This window comes from Aeromonas eucrenophila (genome assembly GCF_000819865.1).
Lineage (GTDB): Bacteria > Pseudomonadota > Gammaproteobacteria > Enterobacterales > Aeromonadaceae > Aeromonas > Aeromonas eucrenophila.
The window spans coordinates 1-22,472 of sequence record NZ_CDDF01000014.1 but is presented as its reverse complement, the minus strand read 5'-3'; the positions used below and the strand labels follow the sequence as shown (position 1 = coordinate 22,472).

The window sequence follows — 22,472 nt, the reverse complement described above, 5'->3', positions numbered from 1 at the left end:
GGCCGCCGTACGAGTCGGTGCTACTTGTCTCCCTCAACTACTACATCCTGTAGCAGTACCATAACGGCGTGAGACGTTTCGAGCATAGGGTCGCCAAGATATGAAAACAAATGGTATAAATTCATCTAAGAATTGAAGGAGATTCATATCATGTTGCTGGAACAGCTCGGGCGCATAGACCTTAATTTATTGATTATCCTGCAAGTCTTGCTGGAAGAGCGCAATGGCAGCCGGGCCGCCCGCCGCCTGCACCTGAGCCAATCGGCCGTCAGCAAGGCCCTGGGTCGCCTGCGGGACACCTTCGACGATCCCCTGTTCGTGCGCTCCGCCTATGGGCTGGAACCCACCCCCCGTGCCCTCGGTCTGCAGCAGCAGTTGCAACCCATACTGTTGTCGCTGGACAACCTGATCCAGCCGCCGGATTTCGATCCTGCCCATACCGAGCGTGAGTTCGTCATCGCCAGCATGGACAGCGCCTTCACCCTGTTCGCCCCCCTCTACCTGAGCGAACTCAAGCGCCAGGCACCGGGGATCCGGCTGCGCTACGAGGAGTGGACGGAGCACAGCCTGACCGAGATGAGCCAGGGCCAGGTGGACATCGCCTTCACGGTGCGGGAGAACTGCATCACCTCGGATTTCCGACTCGATACCCTGCCCAACGCCATCTGCCAGCGCCTGCTCGCCATCGATGACCTCACCTGCCTGGTGCAGCAGGATCACCCGGCGCTGCAGGAGACGGACTGGGATCTCGCCCGCTATCTCGCCTATCCCCACGTGCAGACCTACTGCGAGGGGCGGGATCGCTGGATGCTGGATCACAAGCTGGCGGAGCAGGATCTCTATCGCCGGATAGAGGCGACCGTGCCCTCGTTCGAGGCGGCGCTGCGGATGGGCATGCACTCGGACATGATAGTCACCCTCTCCAAGCTCTATGCCCGTCACGCGACCCAGGTCTACCCGCTGGTGCCGCTGCCGCTACCCATCGCGCTGGACAGCATCTCCCACCTGCTGATCTGGCATCAGAGTCACGAGGAGGATCCGGGCCACCGTTGGCTGCGGGAAACCCTGCTCGCCCTTATCATGAGCAAGCTCTAGACCTCGGCAATCGAAGGATCCTGAGCCTCGGCACTGGCTGCGGAAAACCTGCTCGCCCTCATCATGAGCAAGCTCTAGACCTCGGCGACCGAGGGATCCTGAGCGTCGGCACTGACTGCCGGTGCGCCGTAGCACAGGCAAAAAAACGGGGCTCCGTGCAGCCCCGTTCATTCACGCCATCATGCTGGCCGGTCAGCCCTGACCGGTCACCGCCAGATAGTGGTGCACGCCGTCGAGCAACATCTGCACCGAGATCATCACCAGCAGCATCCCCATCAGCCGCTCCACGGCGGTGAGTCCTCGCTCACCCAGCAGCTTGTTGAACAGCTCGTAGAACATCAGGATCACGGCGCTGGCACCCCAGGCCAGCAGCAGGGCCAGGGACCAGTCCGCCATCCGGGTCGGCTCCTGATTCGCCAGCAGCAGCAATGAGGCCAGGATGGAAGGACCCGCGATCATGGGGATGGCCATGGGCACCAGGAAGGGTTCCTCACCGGCGGCCAACCCGGTCACGCCACCGGGTGTCGGGAAGATCATCTTGATGGCGATGAGGAACAGGATGATGCCCCCGGCGATGCTCACCGCCTCCTGGCGCAGATTGAGGAAGCTCAGGATCTGCTGACCGGCAAACAGGAAGGCCAGCATGATGGCCAGGGAGAACAACAGCTCACGGATCATCACCTTGCGTCGCCGCTTGGGATCGACATGACGCAAAATGGAGAGGAAGACCGGCAGGTTGCCCAGCGGATCCATGATCAGAAACAACATGACGGCAGCGGAGAAAGTATCCATACGATTGACGGGCTATGCCCGGGCCAAGCCTTCGACAGAGGAAAAGAGGGGGAAATACTAACAAAGGGAGGAAGATTGCGCGAGCCGCAGGACACGGCTCGCCGCCGGCCTCAGCCGTGATTGCAGATCTTGTCGGCGCGGGTCTGGAAACCTTGCTCCGACTCGATGAACTTGCCGCGCTTGGCCAGCAGTTCGATCAGGGCCTCTGCATCCATCTCGCTGGCGCTGCAGGTGTGAAAACGGGCCTCGGCACCGAAATGCGCGTCGATCGCCTGCTTGAGGCTGGCGCGGGTAAACTGGCCATCCTGGGTCAGCATCATCTCCATCACTTCGTGACCATGTATCGACTGGGACATCTCAAACCTCGTTAATTATCATGTCAGATGTTCATTAAAGCCGGAATGGCCAAATCCGATCTTGATGTAAACCAATAAATTGGCGTTTTTAACAACCGCGGGCTGGCCGTGAGCACCGCTTTGTCGATAATGTGGCAACCTGGGCAGGGGATGGCTACACTAGCGCCCCTTTTTGCCATCGCAGACAGAAAATAAGGACATTGGCGTCATGCTGTTCCATGGATTGGCCTTCAAGCCCTGGCGGATCTGGACCCGCCGCCCACTCTGGTTGAAGACCCTGCTCGGCATGCTGACCGGGATAGGGCTCGGGCTCGGCTTCAGTGAGCAGGCGCTGCTGCTCAAACCCATCGGCGTCCTGTTCGTCAACACCATACAGATGCTGATGGTGCCGCTCATCTTCTGCTCCGTCATCGCCGGCCTCACCTCCCTGCTCAAGGGCAAGACCCTGGACCGGATTGGCGGCAAGGCCATCGCCCTCTATCTGTTCTCCACCGCCATCGCCATCTGCATCGGCCTGATGATGGGCTGGCTGCTGGAACCCGGCATGGGGGCCAACATGGGCCCCTACGAGCGCACCGGGGTGCTGGCACAGCCGACCCTGGCCAGCGTGCTCAGCCATCTGGTGCCGCGCAACCCGATCCAGGCCATGGTGGACGGCAAGATACTGCAGGTGATCGTGTTCGCGGTGGCCCTCGCCCTCGCCCTCAACGCCAGCGGCCGTCGCGGCCGGCCCGCGATCCTGTTCTTCACCTCATTGGCGGAGGGCATGTTCAAGCTGACCCAGATGGTGATGACGCTGGCGCCCTACGGCGTCTGCGCCCTGATGGCCTGGATGACGGGCAAGTACGGGCTGGATCTGCTGCTGCCCCTGCTCAAGGTGATAGGGGCCGTCTACCTCGGTTGCCTGCTGCACGTGCTCGGCGTCTACAGCAGCCTGCTGATCCTGCTGGCACGCCTCAACCCGCTGCACTACTTCAAGAGCATCCTGGATGCCCAGGCGATCGCCTTCACCAGCAGCTCCAGCAGCAGTACCCTGCCCATCAGCCTGGCCTGCGCCGAGCGCAGGCTCGGGGTCTCCCCCGCCATCACCGCCAAGGTGCTGCCCATAGGCGCCACCATCAACATGGATGGCACGGCTCTCTATCAGGGGGTAACGGCCCTGTTCGTGGCTCAGGCCTTCGGGGTGGATCTGCACCTGGTGGATTACCTGACCATCATCAGCATCGCGACCCTGGCCAGCATCGGCACCGCCGGCACCCCGGGCACCGGGCTGATGCTGCTGACCCTGACGCTCACCGCGGTAGGCTTGCCGCTGGAAGGGGTGGCGCTGATCGCCGGCATCGATCGCCTGCTGGACATGGCGCGCACCACGGTCAACGTATCTGGGGATATTCTGGTGTCCGTGTTGATCGCCCGCAGCGAGGGAGAGCTGGATCTGGAAACCTATCACGATGCCAACGCGGGCGAGGACATCGACTTCCCGCGTTGAGGTGTGGTCTCAGGCATCTGTCGCTACCTTGGACTCCCCCTTGCGGGAGCAGGGGTGGGGATAATCAGTGATCGTGGGGATCGTGGTGACAGCGCCAGCAGATGTCGAAGTTGGCGCCGTTCTCCTCCCCGCACTGGCCGCATAGCCAGCCATTGCCCTGACGCTGCTGGTAGCGCTCGATGATCCGCCCCGCCCGGCTGCGATCCTGCTCGCGCACCAGCAGGGTGACCTGCAGCAGATCCACCGGCAACTCCCCCAGCGCCCCCGACAGCCCTTCTCCGCTGAGCCGCACCAGCACCCCTTCGACCTCCAGCGCCCCCTTCAGGGCATAAGCCTCCAGCGAGTGAGAGGCCCGATACAAATTGATCCATGGCTCCATGTCTTGTCCTCAATACTGCTTGTCGATAGGGTCATCGGTGCCAGCGCTATCACCCTCTCCGGCATAAGCTTCCTGGGGGTGGGAGGCCCGATGCAAGTTAATCCACGGTTCCATGCCTTGTCCTCGCGCCTGCGCTCATATTCATGACCATGCCATGTCCCGACCTTAATCACAGCAAGTTGTCGATGCCGTACTCTGGCCCGTTGGCTATCAGAAAATCGATAAACACCCGCAACTTGCGCGGCATCAGCCGCCGCTCGGGGAACAGCAGGTAGATCGGCACCTTGGGCTGCTGCCAGTCCGGCAACAGGGCCACCAGGGAGCCTTCGGCCAGCTCATCATGGCACAACATGGCGGGCAGGGAGGCGAGCCCCAACCCGGCCTTGGCCGCCTCTCGGGCACAGGTGATGTTGTTGACCTTGAATCTGGCAGGAGGATCCACCAGCACCTCGCGCCCGTCCAGTTCGAAACACCAGTGGGAGGCCAGAAAGCCGCTGCTGACCGCCACCCGCTGGTGCTGCACCAGATCCTCGGGTCTGGTGATCGCCGGATTCCGAGCCAGGTATTCCGGGCTGGCGCAGAGCCGTCGTTCGGTGCTCCACAGCCGCCGCGCCGCCAGGTTGGAGTCGCTCATGTCACCGATCCGCACTATGGCATCCAGCCCCTCGCTGATGGGATCCACGATGCGATTGGTCAGCTCCAGATCGACTCGCAGGCCAGGATAGGCCTGCAGGAAGTTCGCCACCAGCCGGCCGACCACCAGCTGGCCCGTTTCGATGGGTACCGCCAGCTTGAGGGTGCCGGTCACCTCCTGCTGGCTGGCACTCAGCATCAGCTCGGCCTGGGCCAACTCCTCCACCGCCTTGCTGCAGCGCAGATAATATTGCTCACCGGCCTCGGTCAGGGTGAGCTGGCGGGTAGAGCGGTAGAGCAACCGCGCACCGAGTCGCTGCTCCAGCTCGGCGATACGGCGGCTGACCGTCGCCTTGGTCATTCCCAGCTCCTGGGCGGCGGCGGTGAAGGAGCCCTTGTCGACGATGCGCACTAGAATCAAGGCGGCATTCAGGTCCATTGTCTCACCAGTGAAACTGTATATCTCATGAATGGATACTAATCGAAACAGTCAGCCGATGTTAGCCTGCCCCCCACAGTTCAGGAAAAACCAAAATCATGAGTCAACACAAGAAGATCCCCCTGCTGGCCGCGCTGCTGCTGGCCCTGCTCGGCGTGCTGTTCGCCGCTTACTGGTATCTGCACGGCCGTTACTTCGAAAGCACCGACAACGCCTATCTGCAGAGCGAGGTGACCGGCATCGGCTCCAAGCTGCCCGGTTATATCAGCGAGGTGCTGGTGACCGACAACCAGGAGGTGAAGGCCGGGCAGCTGATCGCTCGCCTGGACGACCGGGAATACAAGGCCAAGGTGATCGAGGCCGAGGCTGACTTGCACCTCAATCAGGCGACCGCCGAGAACCTCGCCGCCACCCGTATCCAGCAGCTCAGTCTGATCCGCCAGGCCGACGCCAAGGTCGCCTCGGCCGATGCCGAGCAGGTCCGCTCCCGCCAACAGGTCGATCGTATCGGCCAGCTCAAGCAGCGCAACTACAGCTCCCAGGACAATCTGGACGAGGTGAAGGCGGGTTTGCGCGTCAACCAGGCCCTGATGCAGGAGGCCAAGGCCGCCCTGCAGGCCGCTCGCGAGCGCCTGCTGGTGCTGGATGCGGAGGCCAAGCAGAATCTGGCCAGACTGGCCCTGAGCGAGGCTCAACTCGAGCAGGCCAAGCTTGAGCTCGGTTATACCGAGCTGCGGGCCCCGGCCGACGGCATCATCGGCAAGCGCAGCCTGCGGGAAGGCCTCTACGTGCAGTCCGGCATGCAGGTCGCCAGCCTGGTGCCGCTGCAGCAGGTCTGGGTCGAGGCGAACTTCAAGGAGACCCAGCTGCAGAAGATGCAACCGGGTCAGAAGGTCGAGGTGATTCTGGATGCCTACCCGGATCAACCGGTCGAGGGCATCATCGACAGCCTGGCCCCCGCTACCGGTGCCAAGTTCGCCCTGCTGCCGCCGGAGAACGCCACCGGCAACTTCACCAAAATCGTGCAGCGGGTGCCGGTCAAGATCCGTATCCCCGAGCCCGGCGTGCTGGCTGGCAAGCTGAGACCCGGCCTCTCCACCGAGGTGATCGTCGATACCCGTGATCCCGAGCCCGTGGTCGCGGCCCACTGATGGAAGCCATCCCGCGTCGCAACTGGATCGCGGTCATGGGGGGCCTCATCGGCGCCTTCATGGCCATACTCGACATCCAGATCACCAACGCCTCCCTGAAGGACATTCAGGGAGCCCTGTCGGCCACCCTGAGCGAAAGCTCCTGGATCTCCACCTCCTATCTGGTGGCGGAGATGATCGCCATCCCCCTGAGCGGCTGGCTCAGCCGGGGCCTGAGCGCCCGCCGCTACATGCTGTGGAGCACGGGCGCCTTCATCGTCGCCTCCGTGCTCTGCTCGTTCAGCTGGAACCTCACCAGCATGATCGTCTTCCGGGCCCTGCAAGGCTTCACCGGCGGCGCCCTGATCCCCATGGCCTTCTCCCTCATCATCAGCCTGTTGCCGCTGCACAAGCGGGCTACCGGCATGGCGCTGTTCGGCCTCTGTGCCACCTTCGCCCCCACCATAGGGCCGACCCTGGGGGGCTGGCTGACGGAGCAGTTCTCCTGGCACTACATCTTCTATCTGAACGTGCCCCCCGGCCTGCTGGTGATGGCCATGCTGGCCCACGGCCTGGACAAGAAGGCGGTGGACTGGGAGGTGATCAAACGGGTGGATCTGGTCGGGATCCTCACCATGGCGGTGGGGCTTGGCCTGCTGGAGGTGGTACTGGAAGAGGGCAACCGGGAGGACTGGTTCGGTTCCAGCTTCATAGTGCGGCTCACCGTCATCTCCGTGGTGGCGCTGATCTTCTTCGTCATCAGCCAGCTGCTGCGTCGCCACCCCCTGGTCAACCTGCGGCTACTGCACAGCCCGCGCTTCGCCATGGCCTGCTTTGCCTACCTGGTGCTCGGCATGGGCTTGATGGGCTCCATCTATGTGCTGCCGCTCTACATGACCCAGATCCACAACTACAACGCGCTGGAAATCGGCGAGGTGCTGATGTGGATGGGGCTGCCCCAGTTGCTGGTGCTGCCGCTGGTACCCAGGCTGGTGACCAAGATAGATCCGCGCTATCTGGTGAGCTTCGGCTTCCTGATCTTCGGGGTAAGCTGCTTCATGAACATGAACATGAGCGCCGACTACGCCGGGCCCCAGCTGATCCAGTCGCTGATCGTGCGGGCGCTGGGCCAGCCCTTCGTCATGGTGCCGCTCTCCCTGGTGGCGACCGCCAGCCTGACCCCGGACGAGATCCCCTCCTCCTCCACCCTGCTCAACGTGCTGCGCAACCTCGGCGGCGCCTTCGGCATCGCCATGATCGCCACCATGCTGGACAACGATACCCGCATCCAGTTCAGCAACATCAGCAGCACGCTCGCCGCCAGCAGCATAGAGGGGCAGAGCTACCTGCTGCAGCTGGCCCAGAGCATGATGGCGCAAGGGGCGGGACCGGAGCAGGCGCAGTTGCAGGCCCAGGCCATGCTGTCGAACACCATCAACCGGGAGGCCACCATCATGGCGTACAACCAGGTGTTCTTCGTGATGGGCGTCTTCCTGTGCATCGCCAGCGCCATGATGCTGCTGCTCAAGCAGCCGCCCCCCAGGGCCGCCGACGCCGAGCCGATGGAGGCATGACGCAGCAACGAAAAACGGGCCACAGGCCCGTTTTTTATGATCGGTTTGGCACTCGTGGCGTGGCTCAGCCCGCCAGGGAGGCGGCAATCAGGAACTGGGCGGCGAAGTAGCTGCTCATGATCCATGCCTTGGCATGGGGGAAGGGGCGGCGGAATCGGTCCAGCGCCAGCATGCTGTCGGAGAAGAGGAACATCAATGCCCCCACCAGAGCGGCGGAGCAGCCCGCCGTGAGCGAGGCATGCCAGGCACCGGCGGCCACCCAGGCCATGCCGATGATCACCAGCATGTAGCAGAACACCGGGATCTTCATCTCCCCGAGCTTGCCCCACAGCAGGCCGAACACCAGGCCCGCCACCAGCAGCAGCATCAGGCCATCCACCAGCTTGAGCACCAGCGGCCCCTGGGCGAAGCCGACGATATAGCAGACATGTGCGACAAAGAATGCCGCCAGTCCCTGGATGAAGCGATCCTTTGGCAGCATCAGCAACACGTCCCCCGCCAGCGACAGGCAGAGGCCGAGCAGGATCCAGGCGTGGGAGCCATTGTGGTCGTCACTCTGGTAGCCAAAGGCCAGCGCTATGATGAACAGCATGGTCAGCGGCTTGCTGATATAGAACTGACGGGAGTCTGAGCCGTAGGCGGTGCGGATATGCCACCAGCCCGATGCGATGATCAAGAAACTCAATAACATGCCCTGCTCCTCATCGGTTGCTCGCGCTCGGATGGCAACCTCTTTAATGACTGCCAGATTAACAAATTCCCCCGACCAGTGGCAGGGGGAATGCAGCAGATGGCACTCTACGCCTAAAGTCTAATTGCCCCGCCCCCGCGGCTCGGGCATAAGAATCAGCTCAGGAAGATCACCATGGAAGACGCAATGACCAACTATCTGCCCGCCATCGACATCATGATGTGCCATCTGGGGATCAGCTTCGAACAGGCCTGTGAACAACTCGGCCTGAGCCCGCTGGAACAGCAGACTCTGAGCCAGATACAGGCGCAGGAGCTGTCGGAATAGCTCAGTCCCGGTATCGACATCAGGATGTGTCATATGTGGGAATCAGCTTCGAACAGGCCTGTGAACAGCTCGGCCTGAGCCCGCTGGAGCAGCAGACTCTGAGCCAGATACAGGCGCAGGAGCTGGCGGAATAAGCTCCGCCCCGATATTGAAAACGGCGCCTCGAGGGCGCCGTTTTTATTGGCCGCGCGTCACGCACGCGGGATCCGTCGCCGCTGCAGCCAGACCACCAGCGCGAACAGCAGCAAGCCGGGCAACCACATCAGCTCCTTGTGCCAGCGCTCGGTGGGGGCCTTGACGGAGAGGATCTGCTGATCGAACTCCATCCCGGCCGCGGCTGCCGGGCTGCCGAAGGTGACGCTGTCGATCAGCGTCTTGCCATCCTGCTCATACAGGGCCAGCCCCAGGTTCGCGAGACGGGCCTCCCCATCCGCTCCGGCCGGCACCGCCAGCAGCACCGTGGATTGACGCAACTTGCCTACCGCATCTTCCCCCTGTATCAGCAGCCTCAGCGTACTGTCCGCCGGAGCCTCACCCAGGGTCTGGGCAAACTCGGCCGGCGCCGTGTCGCGGTAGGGATCCTGCACCATGTCCATCCAGAAACCGGGGCGGAACAGGGTGAAGGCCACCAGCAGCAACAGCAGGCTCTCGTACCAGCGGCTGCGCGCCAGGAACCAGCCCTGGGTCGCGGCGGCGAAGATCAGCATGGCGACTGTGGCCACGATGAAGATCAGCACCCCGTGGGCGAAGTCCACGTCGATCAGCAGCAGATCCGTGTTGAAGATGAACAGGAAGGGCAGCGCCGCGGTGCGCAGGCTGTAGTAGAAGGCGGTGATCCCGGTCTTGATGGGATCCCCCTTGGAGACCGCCGCCGCCGCGAACGACGCCAGCCCCACCGGCGGGGTCACATCCGCCATGATGCCGAAGTAGAACACGAACAGGTGCACCGCGATGAGCGGCACTATCAGGCCGTTCTGCTGGCCCAGGGTCACCACCACCGGGGCCAGCAGGCTGGACACCACTATGTAGTTCGCCGTGGTGGGCAGCCCCATGCCGAGGATCAGGCTCAGCAGGGCGGTCAACAACAGCATCAGCAGCAGGTTGCCCATGGAGAGGAACTCCACCAGATCCGCCAGCACCAGGCCGACCCCGGTCTGGGAGACGGCGCCGACTATGATGCCGGCGGTGGCGGTGGCGATGCCGATGCCGATCATGTTGCGGGCACCGGCCACCAGCCCTTCCCGCAGATCGATCAGGCCATCGCGGGCCGAGCCGTAGTGGTGCTTGCCGTCGGTGCGCAGCCAGTTGAGCAGCGGCCGCTGGGTCAGCAAGATGATGGTCAGCATGACGGTGCCCCAGAAGGCGGACAGCCCCGGCGAGAGGCGCTCCACCATCAGGCACCACACCAGCACCACCACCGGCAGCAGGAAGTGCAGGCCGGACAGCAGCACGGCGCGGGTGTCGGGCAGCTCGGTCAGCGGCTGGTCCGGATCCTCGGCGGGCAGCGGCTCGTTGCTGGCGGCTATCTTCAGCAGCCCCAGGTAGGCGGCGGCCAGCAGCAGGGCAACTCCCGGCAGGGCATAGTCACCGAGCGCCGGCTTGAGCCAACCCAGACCGTAATAGACCGCCATCGACAGACCGCTGATGAGGGCCGCGCCGAAGGCGAAGCCGGTCAGGCGGCGCAGCCAGGGCTTGGGCTGGCGATTGCCGATGGGCTCCATGCCCAGCTTGAGCGCCTCCAGATGCACTATGTAGAGCAGCGCTATGTAGGAGATGGCCGCCGGCAGGAAGGCGTGCTTGATGATCTCGACGTAGGGAATGCCCACGTACTCCACCATCAGGAAGGCGGCGGCCCCCATCACCGGCGGCATGATCTGGCCGTTGACCGAGGAGGCCACCTCGACCGCCCCCGCCTTCTCCTTGGAGAAACCGACCCGCTTCATCATGGGGATGGTGAAGGTGCCCGTGGTGACCACGTTGGCGATGGAGGAGCCGGAGATGACCCCGGTCAGGGCCGAGGCCACCACAGCCGCCTTGGCCGGGCCGCCGCGCAGGTGGCCGAGCAGGCTGAAAGCGAGCTGGATGAAGTAGTGACCGGCACCGGCCCGCTCCAGCAGAGCCCCGAACAGCACGAACAGGAATACGAAGCTGGTGGAGACCCCGAGGGCGATGCCGAACACCCCCTCTGTGGTGATCCACTGGTGATTGGCCAAGGCGGTGAAGCTCACCCCGCGGTGGGCCAGCAGCCCCGGCATCCAGGGGCCGGCCAGGCTGTAGGCGAGGAACACCAGGGCGATCACCGCCAGGGCCGGGCCCAGGGCGCGACGGGTGGCCTCCAGCAGCAGCGGGATGCCGATGCAGGCAGTCACCAGGTCGGCGGTGGTGAGGTTGCCCGGACGCTGGGCCAGGGCTTCGTACATCACGAACAGGTAGATGGCGGCGCCGGCGGCGATGAGGCCGAGGGCGATGTCCCCGAGCGGGACTCTATCCCGGGGGGAACGGCGGAACGCCGGAAACACCAGGTAGGCCAGCAACAGGGCGAAGCCGAGGTGAATGGCACGGGTCTCGGTGTCGTTGAGGACGCCCACCCCCAACATGAAGGGCAGCGGTGAGGCGATCCAGAGCTGGAACAGGGACCAGGCCAGCGCCAGCCCGGTAATGAGCCAGCCCATGAGGCCGAGGGGCAGCCGGGCGCCCACGTCCTGGGCGATCAGCTCCTCGGTGGAGAGTTCTTTATCTTGCATAGGATTTACATCTGCCTACGAGTACAACAAGAACAACACCCGCTGCGACAGAGGAGGCGGCAGACGGGTGTTGAATGGCATCACAAGGGCCCGTGGGCCGGGGATCAGAGCCAGCCGCGCTCTTTGTAGTAGCGGGCGGCGCCTTCATGCAGCGGGGCGGAGAGACCCACCTTGATCATGTCAGCCTCTTTCAGATCGGCGAAGGCCGGGTGCAGGCGCTTGAAGCGATCCAGGTTGTCGAACACCGACTTGACCAGCTGATAGACCACTTCCGGATCGGCCTTGGCGCTGGTGGAGAGCACCGCCTTGCCGCCGATGGACGGGGTCGGCTGGTCGCTGCCCTTGTAGATGCCGCCGGGGATCTCGGCCTTGCTGTAGTAGCTCTTCTCGGCCAGCAGCTTGTCGATGTCGGCCCCGGTCACCGGTACCAGCACCGCATCCGTGGTGGTGGAGGCTTCCTGGATGGCACCGTTCGGGTGGCCGACGAAGTAGCTCATGGCGTCGATGTTGTTGTCGCCAAGCGCCGAGGCCTGCTCCGCCGGCTTCAGCTCGGAGACCAAGCCGAAGTCGCTCTTCTTCCAGCCCTTGACCGCCATGATCTCTTCCATGGTGTCGCGCTGGCCCGAGCCCGGGTTGCCGATGTTGACGCGCTTGCCCTTGAGATCGTCGAAACTGGCGATCTTGGCGTCACGGCGGGCCAGTATGGTGAACACCTCGCTCTGCAGGGAGAAGACGGCGCGCATGTCGTCCATGGCTCCCTCGGCCTGGAAGGGTGCCAGCCCCTTCATCGCCTTGTACTGGTGGTCGGACTGCATGATGCCGAAGTTGAATTCACCGCTGCGGATGCCGTTGACGTTGGCCACACCGCCGCCACTGGCCGGGGCGTTGCATTTGATCTGGTGATCGGCGGCGCCGCGGTTGAGGAAACGGCAGATAGACTGGCCCGCCACATAGTAGACACCGGTCTGGCCGCCTGTGCCGATCGTCACGAAGCGCTCCTGCGCCTGGACCTGACCACCAAACGAGACGCCAACCAGGGCAGCTGACAAGGCACACGCCAGGGTTAATCCTTTCATGCTTTCCATCCTTTTCATTGTTTTATCTCACCCGATTCCCGGGTGAATATGAGCCAGGCCCGCATCAAGACCGGGCCTGACGATATGACCTCGTGTGAGGAAAGGGTCGGGCACCGCAGGCCCTGCCCAAAGTCACCATCATCCTGTGGTGAGACAGTCAGCCTCATGCCGACTCGGGGTGATTTGACCAGAAGAGGGTCAGATCAAAGTTGCAACCACTTGATTAGGCACATACCGCCAACATAAATCAAACAAAACGGCAAAATGACGGATTTAAATAGCGAGAAATTTGAAGCGGATCATCAATTGTCTGATCAAGGATTAATTGAGCGAGTCATCAGGCGAGACCTGGCGGCGGGAAGGCGAGATTCTATTGCGGACCTTGTCTGACAAGGGTTTGCGTGGCAGTTGGTTATGCTTAAAAACGTTAACTATACGGAATAAGTGAAAGTCAGATCGCCCTGTAACAGCAGAACCTGATACCTCCGGGCGAGGTGTCGCCAGTGGTCATTGAGCCAGTATTTTTTAACAACTGCGCATCATGGCGCCGGGCCTGGGACGCCGTCAGGGCTGGCATAGCGACAAGGGTTTGGGCAGGCATGCCCGGATAGCAGAAGGCCCGGCGCCCCATGATCGGAGGAGGCCGGGCCTTTCTGTTGCCGGGATAAAGCCCCAGCGATTTATGCCTTGGGTTTGGCCAAGTCCAGGATAAACGCAAACTCCAGCGCGATGTCCTCATAGGCCTTGAAGCGACCCGACTTGCCACCGTGGCCAGCATCCATGTCGGTGCTGAGCAGCAGCAGGTTGTCGTCGGTCTTCAGCTCCCGCAGCTTGGCGACCCACTTGGCAGGCTCCCAGTACTGCACCTGGGAGTCGTGCAGGCCGGTGGTGACCAGCAGATTGGGGTAGGCCTGGGCCTTGATCTGGTCGTAGGGACTGTAGGCCTTCATGTAGTCGTAGTAGCGCTTCTGGTTCGGGTTGCCCCACTCGTCGTACTCCCCTGTGGTGAGGGGAATGGACTCGTCCAACATGGTGGTGACCACGTCCACGAATGGCACCTGAGCGACCACCCCGCGGTAGAGCTGGGGCGCCTGATTGATGACGGCCCCCATCAGCAGGCCGCCGGCGCTGCCGCCCATGGCGTAGACCTGATCCCGGGCGCCGTAGCCCTGCGCCACCAGCGCCTCGGTCACGTCGATGAAGTCGTGGAAGCTGTTCTGTTTCTTGAGCAGTTTGCCGTCTTCATACCAGCCGCGGCCCAGCTCTTCGCCGCCCCGGATGTGGGCGATGGCGTAGACGAAGCCGCGGTCCAGCAGGCTCAGGCGGGCGGTGCTGAAGTCGGGATCCATGCTGGCGCCGTAGGAGCCGTAGCCATAGACCAGCAACGGGTTCTGACTGTCTTTCTTGAACTTGTCCTTGCGATAGACCAGGGAGACCGGCACCTTGACGCCGTCACGGGCGGTCACCCAGAGCCGCTCACTGGCATACTTATCGGCCTTGAAGCCCGCCACCGCCTGCTGCTTGAGCAGGGTGCGCTTGTCGCTGTCCATGTCCAGCTCATAGGTAGACGACGGCGTGGTCATGGAGGAGTAGCCGTAGCGCAACTGGCTGGTGTCAGGCTCGGGGTTGTAGGCGAGCCAGGTGACATAGGCGGGATCGTCGAAGGCGATCTCCTTTTGCTCGCCGCTCTGCCAGTTGACCTGGCGCAGTCGGGTCAGCCCCTGGCTGCGCTCCTCCAGCACCAGCCACTCCTTGAACAGGGCATAGCTCTCCAGCAGCACGTCCGGGTTCGGGGCTATCACCGCCTTCCAGCGATCCACCGGGCTCTCCTTGGTCTCGTACAGGCCGAAGTTCTTGCCGTCCTTGTTGGATCGCACGTAGAAGCGACCACGGTAGTGATCCAGGCTGTATTCGTGATCCACCTGACGGGGCAGGAACAGCCGCGGCGTCTGGGTCGGTACATTGGCATCGATGAGCCGCGCCTCGCCGCTGGTGGTGCTGGAGAGGGCGATGACGATGAAGTCTTCCGAGGTGGTGGCGTAGAGGCTGACGTAGAAGCTGTCGTCCTTCTCCTCGTAGACCAGCTGATCCTTGGCGGGATCCGTGCCGAGCACGTGGCGATAGACCTGATAGGGCAGCAGGGTCTTGGCATGCTTGCGCACATAGAACACCGTCTTGCTGTCGTTGGCCCACACCAGGTTGCCGGAGGTATTTTCCAGGGTGTCGCCGGCCCAGTTGCCGCTCTCCAGATCCAGGAACTGGATCTGGTACTGACGGCGGGAGAGCAAGTCTTCCGCCACCGCCAGCCAGCGGTTGTTGCGGCTCACCTCGAGGGCGCCAAGGGCATAGAACTCGTGTCCCTCGGCGCGCTGGTTGCTGTCCAGCATCAGGCTGGCTTCCCTCTCCCCCAGCTTGGTGCGGGAGTAGATGCCGTACTCCTTGCCCGGTTCATAGCGGGTCTGGTAGCGGTAGCCGTTCTTCACATAGGGTACCGACTCGTCCTGCTGGGGAATGCGGGCCACCATCTCCTGATAGAGCTGCTCGCGCAGGGGCTGGGTCGGCTTGAGCATGGCCTCGGTGTAGGCGTTCTCGGCCTTGAGATAATCCAGCACCTCGGGCTTCTGGCGCTCGTCGTCCCGCAGCCAGTAGTAGTTGTCGACCCGGACGTCCCCGTGCTTCTTCAGGGTATGGGGATGTTTGGCGGCCACGGGAGGGAGAATAGCCGGCTGTGTGATGGTATCGCTGGTAGGCATGGCGGACTCTTCATTGGCATGGGTACAGGGCGCCGTAGCCAGACAAGCCAGCAGCAGCAACCCTCGGGAAAAGATGAACATGTCGCATCCTTTGCGCGGTAACAGGGTCGGCGGGCTCGCGTCCGCGCCATGCATCGACGATCAGGCTGCGGCCCAGGACTCCGCGCGGCGGCAGCAAGGCGGGCAAACCCGAACATCACCCTGTGATAATAAATGGCGATCAATCTGCCCCTTGTCGCCCCGGGTTGCAAGTGATCCCCGGACATTAGCCCCAAATCCATGAAAAAGGCCACCATCTCGCGATGGTGGTCCTCTCCTCTGGCCATGAGCGGCACGGGTTCGCTCAGGTGTGCCTCACATGATTAGGAATAGTGCCGGCTCATGACCAGTGTTCGTCAGCCGGGGTAGCTCGACCAGACTTTGGTCGCGCCCTCCGCGCTAATGCTCAGCACCTGGTAGGGCTGACCCGGGATGTCCATGCCCGGCGCACTCTGGGGCATGCCCGGAATGGTCAGGCCACGGATCGCCGGTTTTTCCTTGAGCATCTTCTGCACATCGGCGGCGGGCACATGCCCCTCAACCACATAGCCATTCACCACCCCGGTGTGGCAGGAAGCCAGCTGCGGGGTAATGCCATATTGCTGCTTGATGGGATCGAGCTCCTCGGTTTCCACGACCTTGACCTCAAAGCCGTTATCTTCCATGTGCTTGATCCAGGTCTTGCAGCAGCCGCAATACTGGGACTTGTAGACGGTCATCCGCTCCGTTGCCAGGGCAGAAAAACTGAGAGTACCGGCCAGCACGGCCAGTAACAGGGACTTGTACATAACTCACCTCGGATAAGAAGAAATGCCCAACGATAGGGTAAGAATCGACTCAACCGAGATGACGGGGAGGACGTTCGAGCCGCTCGCGCGGCACATCCGGCATAAACAGGGAGGGAGAGAGGAAATCCGGGGCATCGGGTTCGAGTACGGCCACCGTCAGGCTGTCGCCGCTCAACACCGTCATGGCAAGGGCCGAGGTGAAGCTGCCACAGGGCATGGCTTTCTCCAGGGTGCGCTCGCTCTGGCTGCAATGGGGCGTCAGGGTACAGAGATCCGTCGCCGCCCGGCTGCCAAAGGACATCAACACCATCAGCAGACTCCACAGGGGGAGCCAGCGGCGGGCGCGAGCGAGTTGGCGGCGGGTCAGAACCATGACGGACCTCGGTTATCAAAGGAGGCCTATGGTAACCCTTGGCCCCGGGGGAGGGTCAAGCCTGCCACCTGCGGGAGATCAAAAGAGAGTGAGATAGCAGGTGGGACATGCCACACTGGCCCTCATTCACGGCGCCAAAAGAGCCACATCCGGTGGTGCAGATAGCGCGGCATCGTCAGCCCCCATACTGGCGAGGCTCCGCACTTCTTGATAACGTCGCAGCTGATATCTCTTTCGTCGACACGAGTCTCCACTCAGGTTATGACCCCATGAAACGCATTCTGGTTATCTTCTCACACCCGGCGCTGCAGAGCTCCAGGGCCAACAAGCAGCTGCTGCAGGCGCTCGACGGCCTGGAGGGCATCACCCTGCACGATCTCTACCACCAGTACCCGGACATGTTCATCGACGTAAAACGTGAACAGGCGCTGCTGGCCGCGCACGACATCATCGTCTTCCAGCACCCCTTCTACTGGTACTCCTGCCCGGCCATCATGAAGGAGTGGATGGATCTGGTGCTGGAGTACGGTTACGCCTATGGCCCCGAGGCCCATTCCCTCAAGGGCAAGCAGTGGCTCAGCGCCATCACCACCGGCGGGGCGCCCGAGTCTTATTGCAGCGCGGGCTACAACCAGCGGCCGCTGCTCGACTTCCTGCTGCCGTTCCAGCAGACCGCCCAGCTGTGCGGCATGCGCTGGCTGCCCCCCTTCGTGCTGCACTCCTTCCACAAGCTGGAGGATCCGGCGGCCCTGCGCCGCTGTGGCCAGGATTATCGTCAGCTGATCTGCGCCCTGCGCGATGACCAGCTGAGCCATGCCCAGCTCAATGAGAGCGCTTATCTGCGGGATCTGCTGGAGGGACTGTCATGACACTGACCTGGATATCCCCTCGGCTCACCCCGAACCTGTTCGAACGGAGGGCCCGCTGATGGGACACGGATTGCTGTTTGATGCCCTGATCTATCTGTCGGCGGCGGTCATCGCCGTGCCGCTCGCCAAGCGCTGGGGGCTCGGCTCCGTGCTCGGCTACCTGCTGGCCGGCATCATCATAGGCCCCTTCCTGCTCGGCCTGGTGGGGGAGCAGAAGGACGTGATGCACTTCGCCGAGTTCGGGGTGGTGCTGATGCTGTTCCTGGTCGGCCTGGAACTCAGGCCCGCCCTGCTGTGGCAGTTGAAGGGCCCCATCCTCGGCACCGGCGGCCTGCAGGTGCTGCTCACCAGCGTCGCCCTGACCGGCGTGGGCTATCTCATCGGCCTGCCCTGGCAACAGGGGCTGGCCATCGGTCTCATCCTGGCGCTCTCCTCCACCGCCATCGTTCTGCAGAGCCTGCAGGAGCGCAAGCTGATGCAGAGCGAGAGCGGCCGCTCCGCCTTCGCGGTGCTGCTGTTCCAGGACATCGCCGTGATCCCCATACTGGCGGTGCTGCCCCTGCTGGCCATAGCCCCCGTCGTCAGCAACGGCAATTCGGATCTGGCTGGCTGGCAGCACGGCCTGCTGGTGGTCGCCGCCATCGCCGGCATAGTGCTCGGCGGTCATTACCTGATGCGCCCGGTGTTTCGCGCCATCGCCCAGTCCCACATGCGGGAGATCTTCGTCGCCGCCGCCCTGCTGCTGGTGATCGCCATCGCCGTGCTGATGGATTCGGTGGGCCTCTCCCCCGCCCTCGGCTCCTTCCTCGCCGGCGTGGTACTGGCGGACAGCGAGTATCGTCACGAGCTAGAGGCGGACATAGAACCGTTCAAGGGGCTGCTGCTCGGCCTCTTCTTCATGTCGGTGGGTGCCGGCATCGACTTCGGCCTGTTTGCCGATCACCCGCTGCTCATTCCTTCCCTGGTGATCGGCTTGATGGTGCTCAAGTGGCTGGTGCTGATGGTGCTCGGCCTCATCCTGCGGGTCTCCCCCAGTCAACGCTGGACCTTCGCCCTGGCCTTGGCCCAGGGGGGGGAGTTCGCCTTCGTGCTGTTCTCCTTTGCCGCCCAGAACAAGGTGCTGCCGGGGACGACCATCTCCTTGCTGACCCTGGTGGTGGCGCTGTCCATGGCGCTGACCCCGCTGCTGCTGATCCTGAACGACAAGGTGATCCAGCCCTGGTTCGACTATCGCAACCGGGACGACGTGCCGCAGCACGAGCAGCCGGAGCTGGTGGAGCATCCGGTCATCATCGCCGGCTTCGGCCGCTTCGGGCAGATAGTGGGTCGTCTGCTGCACGGCCACGGTATTGGCACCACCATCCTTGAACAGGACGCCAGCCAGATAGAGATGCTGCGCAAGTATGGTTATCAGGTGTTTTATGGGGATGCCAGCCGGCTCGATCTGCTGCACGCCGCCGGCGCTCACAAGGCCAAGCTGCTGGTGCTCTCCATCAACGATCCCGCCACCTCACTCGAGGTGATTGAAATGGTGAAGAAACACTTCCCGCACCTTAAGATACTGGCGCGTGCCCAGGACAGACCCACGGCCCACGAGATCCTGCGCCTCGGCGTCGACAGCGTGCACCGGGAAACCCTGGGCTCTGCGGTGGATCTTGGGGTCGAGGCCCTGACCCAGCTGGGCTTCAGGGCCAACCAGGCCTGGCGCGCCGGCCAGATGTTCAAGCAGTACGATAACCGGCTGCTGCGCGAGCAGGTCAACTACCTGGACGACGAGCACACCTATATCAACAAGAGTCTGCAATACAGAGACATCCTCTCCGATCTGCTGCAAGACGATCAGGAAGGACAGGAGCGTACCCACGCTCACAACTGGAACAGCGGTCTGCCCGACAACGACAAGGAAGCAATATGATTGCCTATTACCCCCTGCTCAAACACCTGCACATGACCCTGGCCCTGGTCAGCGTGCTGCTGTTCCTCTACCGCTGGCTGCTGGCCCTCGGCGGCAGCGACCGGCTGCAACAGAAGTGGCTCAAGATCCTGCCCCACCTCAACGACACCCTGCTGCTGGTGTTTGGCGTGCTGCTGGCGGTGACGCTGCAGATGAGCCCGGGCCAGCAACCCTGGCTGATGGCCAAGCTGATCGCCCTGGTGGTCTACATCGGCCTCGGCGTCATGGCGCTCAAGCGTCCCGCTCGCAGCCAGAAACTGGTCGCAGGCGTCGCCGCTCTGGCCGTGTTTGGCTACATGGTGGGTGCCGCCATGACCAAGTCGGCCTGGTCCTGGCTGGCCTGATCACTACTCTGCGGTGAGGACCAGCCCCTCACCGCACTTCCCCTCCCGCCCTCTTCTTTTCACCCCCGCTTCGCATATTCGCTGCTCCCAGCCATTGCGCCACTTGCCATCACTTTTTCCTGATAATGACAACAGCCACTCCGGGCCTATGATTATTTTCAGATAAAAAAGGCTTCAAATAACCCCTACCGTGGCGTATTTTATTATTTCTATCAGTGAGTTATCGAATCCTGTATGAAAATGGCGACAGTTGTCGCAGCAAAACTTGCGACATAGACTGTCGCAAGTGCTAGCTAGGATAACCTCAACGCTAAACCAGTGAAGGCATGCACCATGAGTAAGAAGCTGTTACGACAACTGACCTTGGCGCGTTGCATCCCGCACCGCCCTTACAAGCTGACCGCCAGCCAACTTCAGGTAAAACTGGAAGAGGAAGGCATTCACGTCAGTCTGCGTACCGTGCAACGGGACCTGGAAGAGATGTCCGGTATGGGACTGTTCGACCTCACCTCCGATGAGCGCAGCAAACCCCATGGCTGGTGTTTCGAGCGCCATGGCCTCAACGACTTTGCCAACATCATGCCGCTCTCCCTGGCAGTGGCCCTGAAAACCTGGAGTGATCAGGCGAGCCAACTGCTGCCGGCCAGCGTGCTGACCGAATTGAACCCGCTGATCGACAAGGCCGGTCAGGTCATCCGCGACAGCCAGAGCGAACTGGCTGAGCGCTGGCTCGAGAGCGTGCACCAGTCGCCACGCCCCTTCGCCGGCAACCCGGAGATCCGTCGCAGCACCCTGATCCGCGATGCCCTGTGGCGTGGTCGCAAGTTCAGCGCCGAGATCCAGCGCGTCATCAAGGAGCGTACCGTTTGGCTCTGCTATGACCGCATCAACCCGCTCGGCATTCTGAACCAGCCGGATGGCCCCGTGCTGCTCTGCACCCTGTCCGAGCTGGATCCCAAGGTCTACGGCATCCCGTTCGATCACATCAAAAACGTGGAGCTGACCAACTTCAGCGCGACCCAGCCGAAGGAGTTCAATGTCCAGAAGCTGATCCGCGAGCAAGGCTATCAGGACGTCAGCGGCCCCATCCGCTTCGTTGGTCGCATCGATGCCAACTGCCCGACCCTGATCGATGGGCAGATCCCTGGCCACAACCCGCGCATGACTCGCTACGACAAGCGCAGCGTGGTGGTAGAAACGGAAGTGCAGGACACCCCCGAGTTCCGCTCCTGGCTGAACAACATGAGTGGCAACCTGGAAGTGCTGGCGCCAGAATCCCTGCGCAAGGCATATCCGACTCCTGGCACCCGGGTCAGCTGATCAGATCCTTCGACAAAGCGCAAAAAGCCGAGATGAGTCTCGGCTTTTTGCCTGTTTTTCAGGCATATTCATTCAATAAAATTTTAACTATTACACCCCTGATTGAACCCTCTGTACCATCGTTTTCCTGCCAATTTTTGGTTGTGAGAGATCCGCCATTCCCCCTGTAAGACCCCTCATCGTTGAACCGTACGTGAAGCCATCCCATGGTCGCTATGCTTTCCCAGGAAACTAAATAAGCTATTAATATAAAAGGGAAATTACTCTTACAGTTCAATATTCATTCACCGTCTCACCGCTTTCAATGGCGAATCACGCCTTGTTCCCGTTCCCGGTTGCCTTAGTATGGGTCTCACAAGGACGGCGCTGGTTCGGCAGGATGCAGAAACGGCGCATAAACAGGGAAGGCCACAGGATGTGGCAGGACACCTCAGGATGAGGCTGATGACCCGGATGGTTATCACCAAGGATTGACAGGACAGCCACAGGATGTGGTGGACACCTCAGGACGAGGCAGAGTGGTACGGATTATCGCTCTTCAGGATGTAAGGAACCTCGCCGGAGGCGACAGGAACAGCTTCAGGATGAAGCGAGATAACTTGGATGGTTATCTGTCAGGAAGACGCAAGGAACACCACGGGATGTGGTAATGGACACCTCCAGGATGGAGAGGGTGAAGCAATCAGGAACGATTGCCAGGCTAGGATGGCCACAGGACACCCCAACGGATTGGGAAGGGGAAATTCCAAAGGACAGGATAAAGAGTCAGGGATTGCAGGGAGCATGGCAGTTCAGGGACTGGACTAGATGACTTGAGGGGACGGCAGACGCCGTCCCCTTTTCTTTTATATGCTATTTATAAAAATAACTCCCCATATCTACTACCCATAACCAGCCATACCTAATCAATCCACCATACAAGCATCATCAGGTAGCGTTTCATCCGATCGCTGTCGCTACAAAGCTACCCAGGAGCCTGGAATGGCATCTGGTATGCAGGGATCCTGAAGCATCCCTGCCTCGGGAAACAACGGGTTGAATAGCCGCTGTGGCCATCTCATCCTGAGCTTGTTCTCAGACATGGGGCGAGTAGCAGCTCATACCTGAGCGTGAGGCTAAAGAGATAAAGGGAAAGCGGAGACGAAGAGGGCAGAGCCTCTTACGAGTGCGAGTGGCTGCAGGGCCTCAGTGGAACACAGAGAGCAAGCCATAGGGATCAAGTCGTTACTTTTTTGCCACTGGTCGTTAGAGAGGGTACAGATCTCTGAGTTTTCAGATAGCCGAAACGAAAAAAGCCCAGTCTATCG

General features: G+C 61.9%; 19 protein-coding genes. 9 read left to right on the top strand and 10 right to left on the bottom strand.

Features of this window, described 5'->3' with window-relative positions; translation table 11 throughout:
* Positions 1-150: 150 nt before the first annotated feature.
* Entirely contained in the window at positions 151-1,095 is a 945-nt protein-coding gene (locus BN1124_RS13555; protein WP_042642760.1) for a LysR substrate-binding domain-containing protein, read from the top strand.
* A gap of 192 nt (positions 1,096-1,287) precedes the next feature.
* Here the strand turns inward: BN1124_RS13555 and BN1124_RS13550 are convergent, their stop codons facing one another.
* Together BN1124_RS13550 and BN1124_RS13545 are read right to left on the bottom strand one after the other, a co-directional pair.
* Complete coding sequence (locus BN1124_RS13550) at positions 1,288-1,887, bottom strand: YhgN family NAAT transporter (protein WP_042642758.1); 600 nt, start codon at positions 1,885-1,887, stop codon at positions 1,288-1,290.
* Between the two features lie 110 nt (positions 1,888-1,997).
* Complete coding sequence (locus BN1124_RS13545) at positions 1,998-2,243, bottom strand: YecH family metal-binding protein (RefSeq protein ID WP_042642756.1); 246 nt, start codon at positions 2,241-2,243, stop codon at positions 1,998-2,000.
* Between the two features lie 208 nt (positions 2,244-2,451).
* On the opposite strand from BN1124_RS13545, the gene BN1124_RS13540 reads away from it, so the two are divergent.
* Positions 2,452-3,732, top strand: coding sequence for a dicarboxylate/amino acid:cation symporter (locus tag BN1124_RS13540; protein WP_042642754.1), 1,281 nt, complete (start codon positions 2,452-2,454; stop codon positions 3,730-3,732).
* 64 nt (positions 3,733-3,796) lie between these two features.
* Here the strand turns inward: BN1124_RS13540 and BN1124_RS13535 are convergent, their stop codons facing one another.
* Both BN1124_RS13535 and BN1124_RS13530 read right to left on the bottom strand, forming a co-directional pair.
* On the bottom strand, positions 3,797-4,111 hold the full coding sequence (locus BN1124_RS13535; protein WP_042642752.1) for a putative signal transducing protein: 315 nt from the start codon (positions 4,109-4,111) through the stop codon (positions 3,797-3,799).
* Between the two features lie 169 nt (positions 4,112-4,280).
* Entirely contained in the window at positions 4,281-5,183 is a 903-nt protein-coding gene (locus BN1124_RS13530; RefSeq protein ID WP_042642750.1) for a LysR family transcriptional regulator, read from the bottom strand.
* 98 nt (positions 5,184-5,281) lie between these two features.
* Here BN1124_RS13530 and BN1124_RS13525 point away from each other — a divergent pair, with 98 nt between their 5' ends.
* Both BN1124_RS13525 and BN1124_RS13520 read left to right on the top strand, forming a co-directional pair.
* Positions 5,282-6,334 (top strand): HlyD family secretion protein, encoded by a 1,053-nt coding sequence (locus BN1124_RS13525; protein WP_042642748.1) that lies wholly within the window; start codon positions 5,282-5,284, stop codon positions 6,332-6,334.
* A complete protein-coding gene (locus tag BN1124_RS13520; RefSeq protein ID WP_042642745.1) occupies positions 6,334-7,887 on the top strand; it encodes a DHA2 family efflux MFS transporter permease subunit in 1,554 nt (517 codons plus the stop codon). The genes BN1124_RS13525 and BN1124_RS13520 overlap by 1 nt, the downstream gene beginning before the upstream one ends.
* 64 nt (positions 7,888-7,951) lie before the next feature.
* Here BN1124_RS13520 and BN1124_RS13515 read toward each other — a convergent pair whose 3' ends face one another.
* A complete protein-coding gene (locus BN1124_RS13515) occupies positions 7,952-8,578 on the bottom strand; it encodes a lysoplasmalogenase (RefSeq protein WP_042642744.1) in 627 nt (208 codons plus the stop codon).
* A 174-nt stretch (positions 8,579-8,752) separates the two neighbouring features.
* Between BN1124_RS13515 and BN1124_RS21355 the strand changes: the two genes are divergently transcribed.
* Positions 8,753-8,905, top strand: a complete 153-nt coding sequence (locus BN1124_RS21355; protein WP_156128368.1) for a hypothetical protein — start codon at positions 8,753-8,755, stop codon at positions 8,903-8,905.
* 191 nt (positions 8,906-9,096) lie between these two features.
* Here the strand turns inward: BN1124_RS21355 and BN1124_RS13510 are convergent, their stop codons facing one another.
* The 5 genes from BN1124_RS13510 to BN1124_RS13490 all read right to left on the bottom strand — a co-directional run bounded on the left by BN1124_RS13510 (position 9,097) and on the right by BN1124_RS13490 (position 16,678).
* Positions 9,097-11,649, bottom strand: a complete 2,553-nt coding sequence (locus BN1124_RS13510; RefSeq protein ID WP_042642743.1) for a TRAP transporter permease — start codon at positions 11,647-11,649, stop codon at positions 9,097-9,099.
* Between the two features lie 104 nt (positions 11,650-11,753).
* Positions 11,754-12,725, bottom strand: coding sequence for a TAXI family TRAP transporter solute-binding subunit (locus BN1124_RS13505; RefSeq protein ID WP_042642742.1), 972 nt, complete (start codon positions 12,723-12,725; stop codon positions 11,754-11,756).
* Positions 12,726-13,405: 680 nt separating this feature from the next.
* Complete coding sequence (locus BN1124_RS13500; protein ID WP_042642741.1) at positions 13,406-15,559, bottom strand: S9 family peptidase; 2,154 nt, start codon at positions 15,557-15,559, stop codon at positions 13,406-13,408.
* 314 nt (positions 15,560-15,873) lie between these two features.
* Positions 15,874-16,305 carry a DUF411 domain-containing protein gene (locus tag BN1124_RS13495; RefSeq protein ID WP_042642740.1) on the bottom strand — a complete coding sequence of 144 codons (432 nt, stop codon included), beginning with the start codon at positions 16,303-16,305 and terminating at the stop codon, positions 15,874-15,876.
* Positions 16,306-16,354: 49 nt separating this feature from the next.
* Complete coding sequence (locus tag BN1124_RS13490) at positions 16,355-16,678, bottom strand: hypothetical protein (protein ID WP_033131622.1); 324 nt, start codon at positions 16,676-16,678, stop codon at positions 16,355-16,357.
* Positions 16,679-16,947: 269 nt separating this feature from the next.
* Here BN1124_RS13490 and kefF point away from each other — a divergent pair, with 269 nt between their 5' ends.
* From kefF to BN1124_RS13470, 4 genes are all read left to right on the top strand, one after another.
* Positions 16,948-17,547, top strand: coding sequence for a glutathione-regulated potassium-efflux system oxidoreductase KefF (gene kefF, locus BN1124_RS13485; RefSeq protein WP_033131621.1), 600 nt, complete (start codon positions 16,948-16,950; stop codon positions 17,545-17,547).
* A gap of 58 nt (positions 17,548-17,605) precedes the next feature.
* A complete protein-coding gene (locus BN1124_RS13480; protein WP_042642739.1) occupies positions 17,606-19,462 on the top strand; it encodes a monovalent cation:proton antiporter-2 (CPA2) family protein in 1,857 nt (618 codons plus the stop codon).
* Positions 19,459-19,845 (top strand): SirB2 family protein, encoded by a 387-nt coding sequence (locus tag BN1124_RS13475; RefSeq protein ID WP_042642738.1) that lies wholly within the window; start codon positions 19,459-19,461, stop codon positions 19,843-19,845. The genes BN1124_RS13480 and BN1124_RS13475 overlap by 4 nt, the downstream gene beginning before the upstream one ends.
* Positions 19,846-20,178: 333 nt before the next feature.
* Positions 20,179-21,165, top strand: coding sequence for a helix-turn-helix transcriptional regulator (locus BN1124_RS13470; RefSeq protein WP_042642737.1), 987 nt, complete (start codon positions 20,179-20,181; stop codon positions 21,163-21,165).
* Positions 21,166-22,472 lie beyond the last annotated feature (1,307 nt).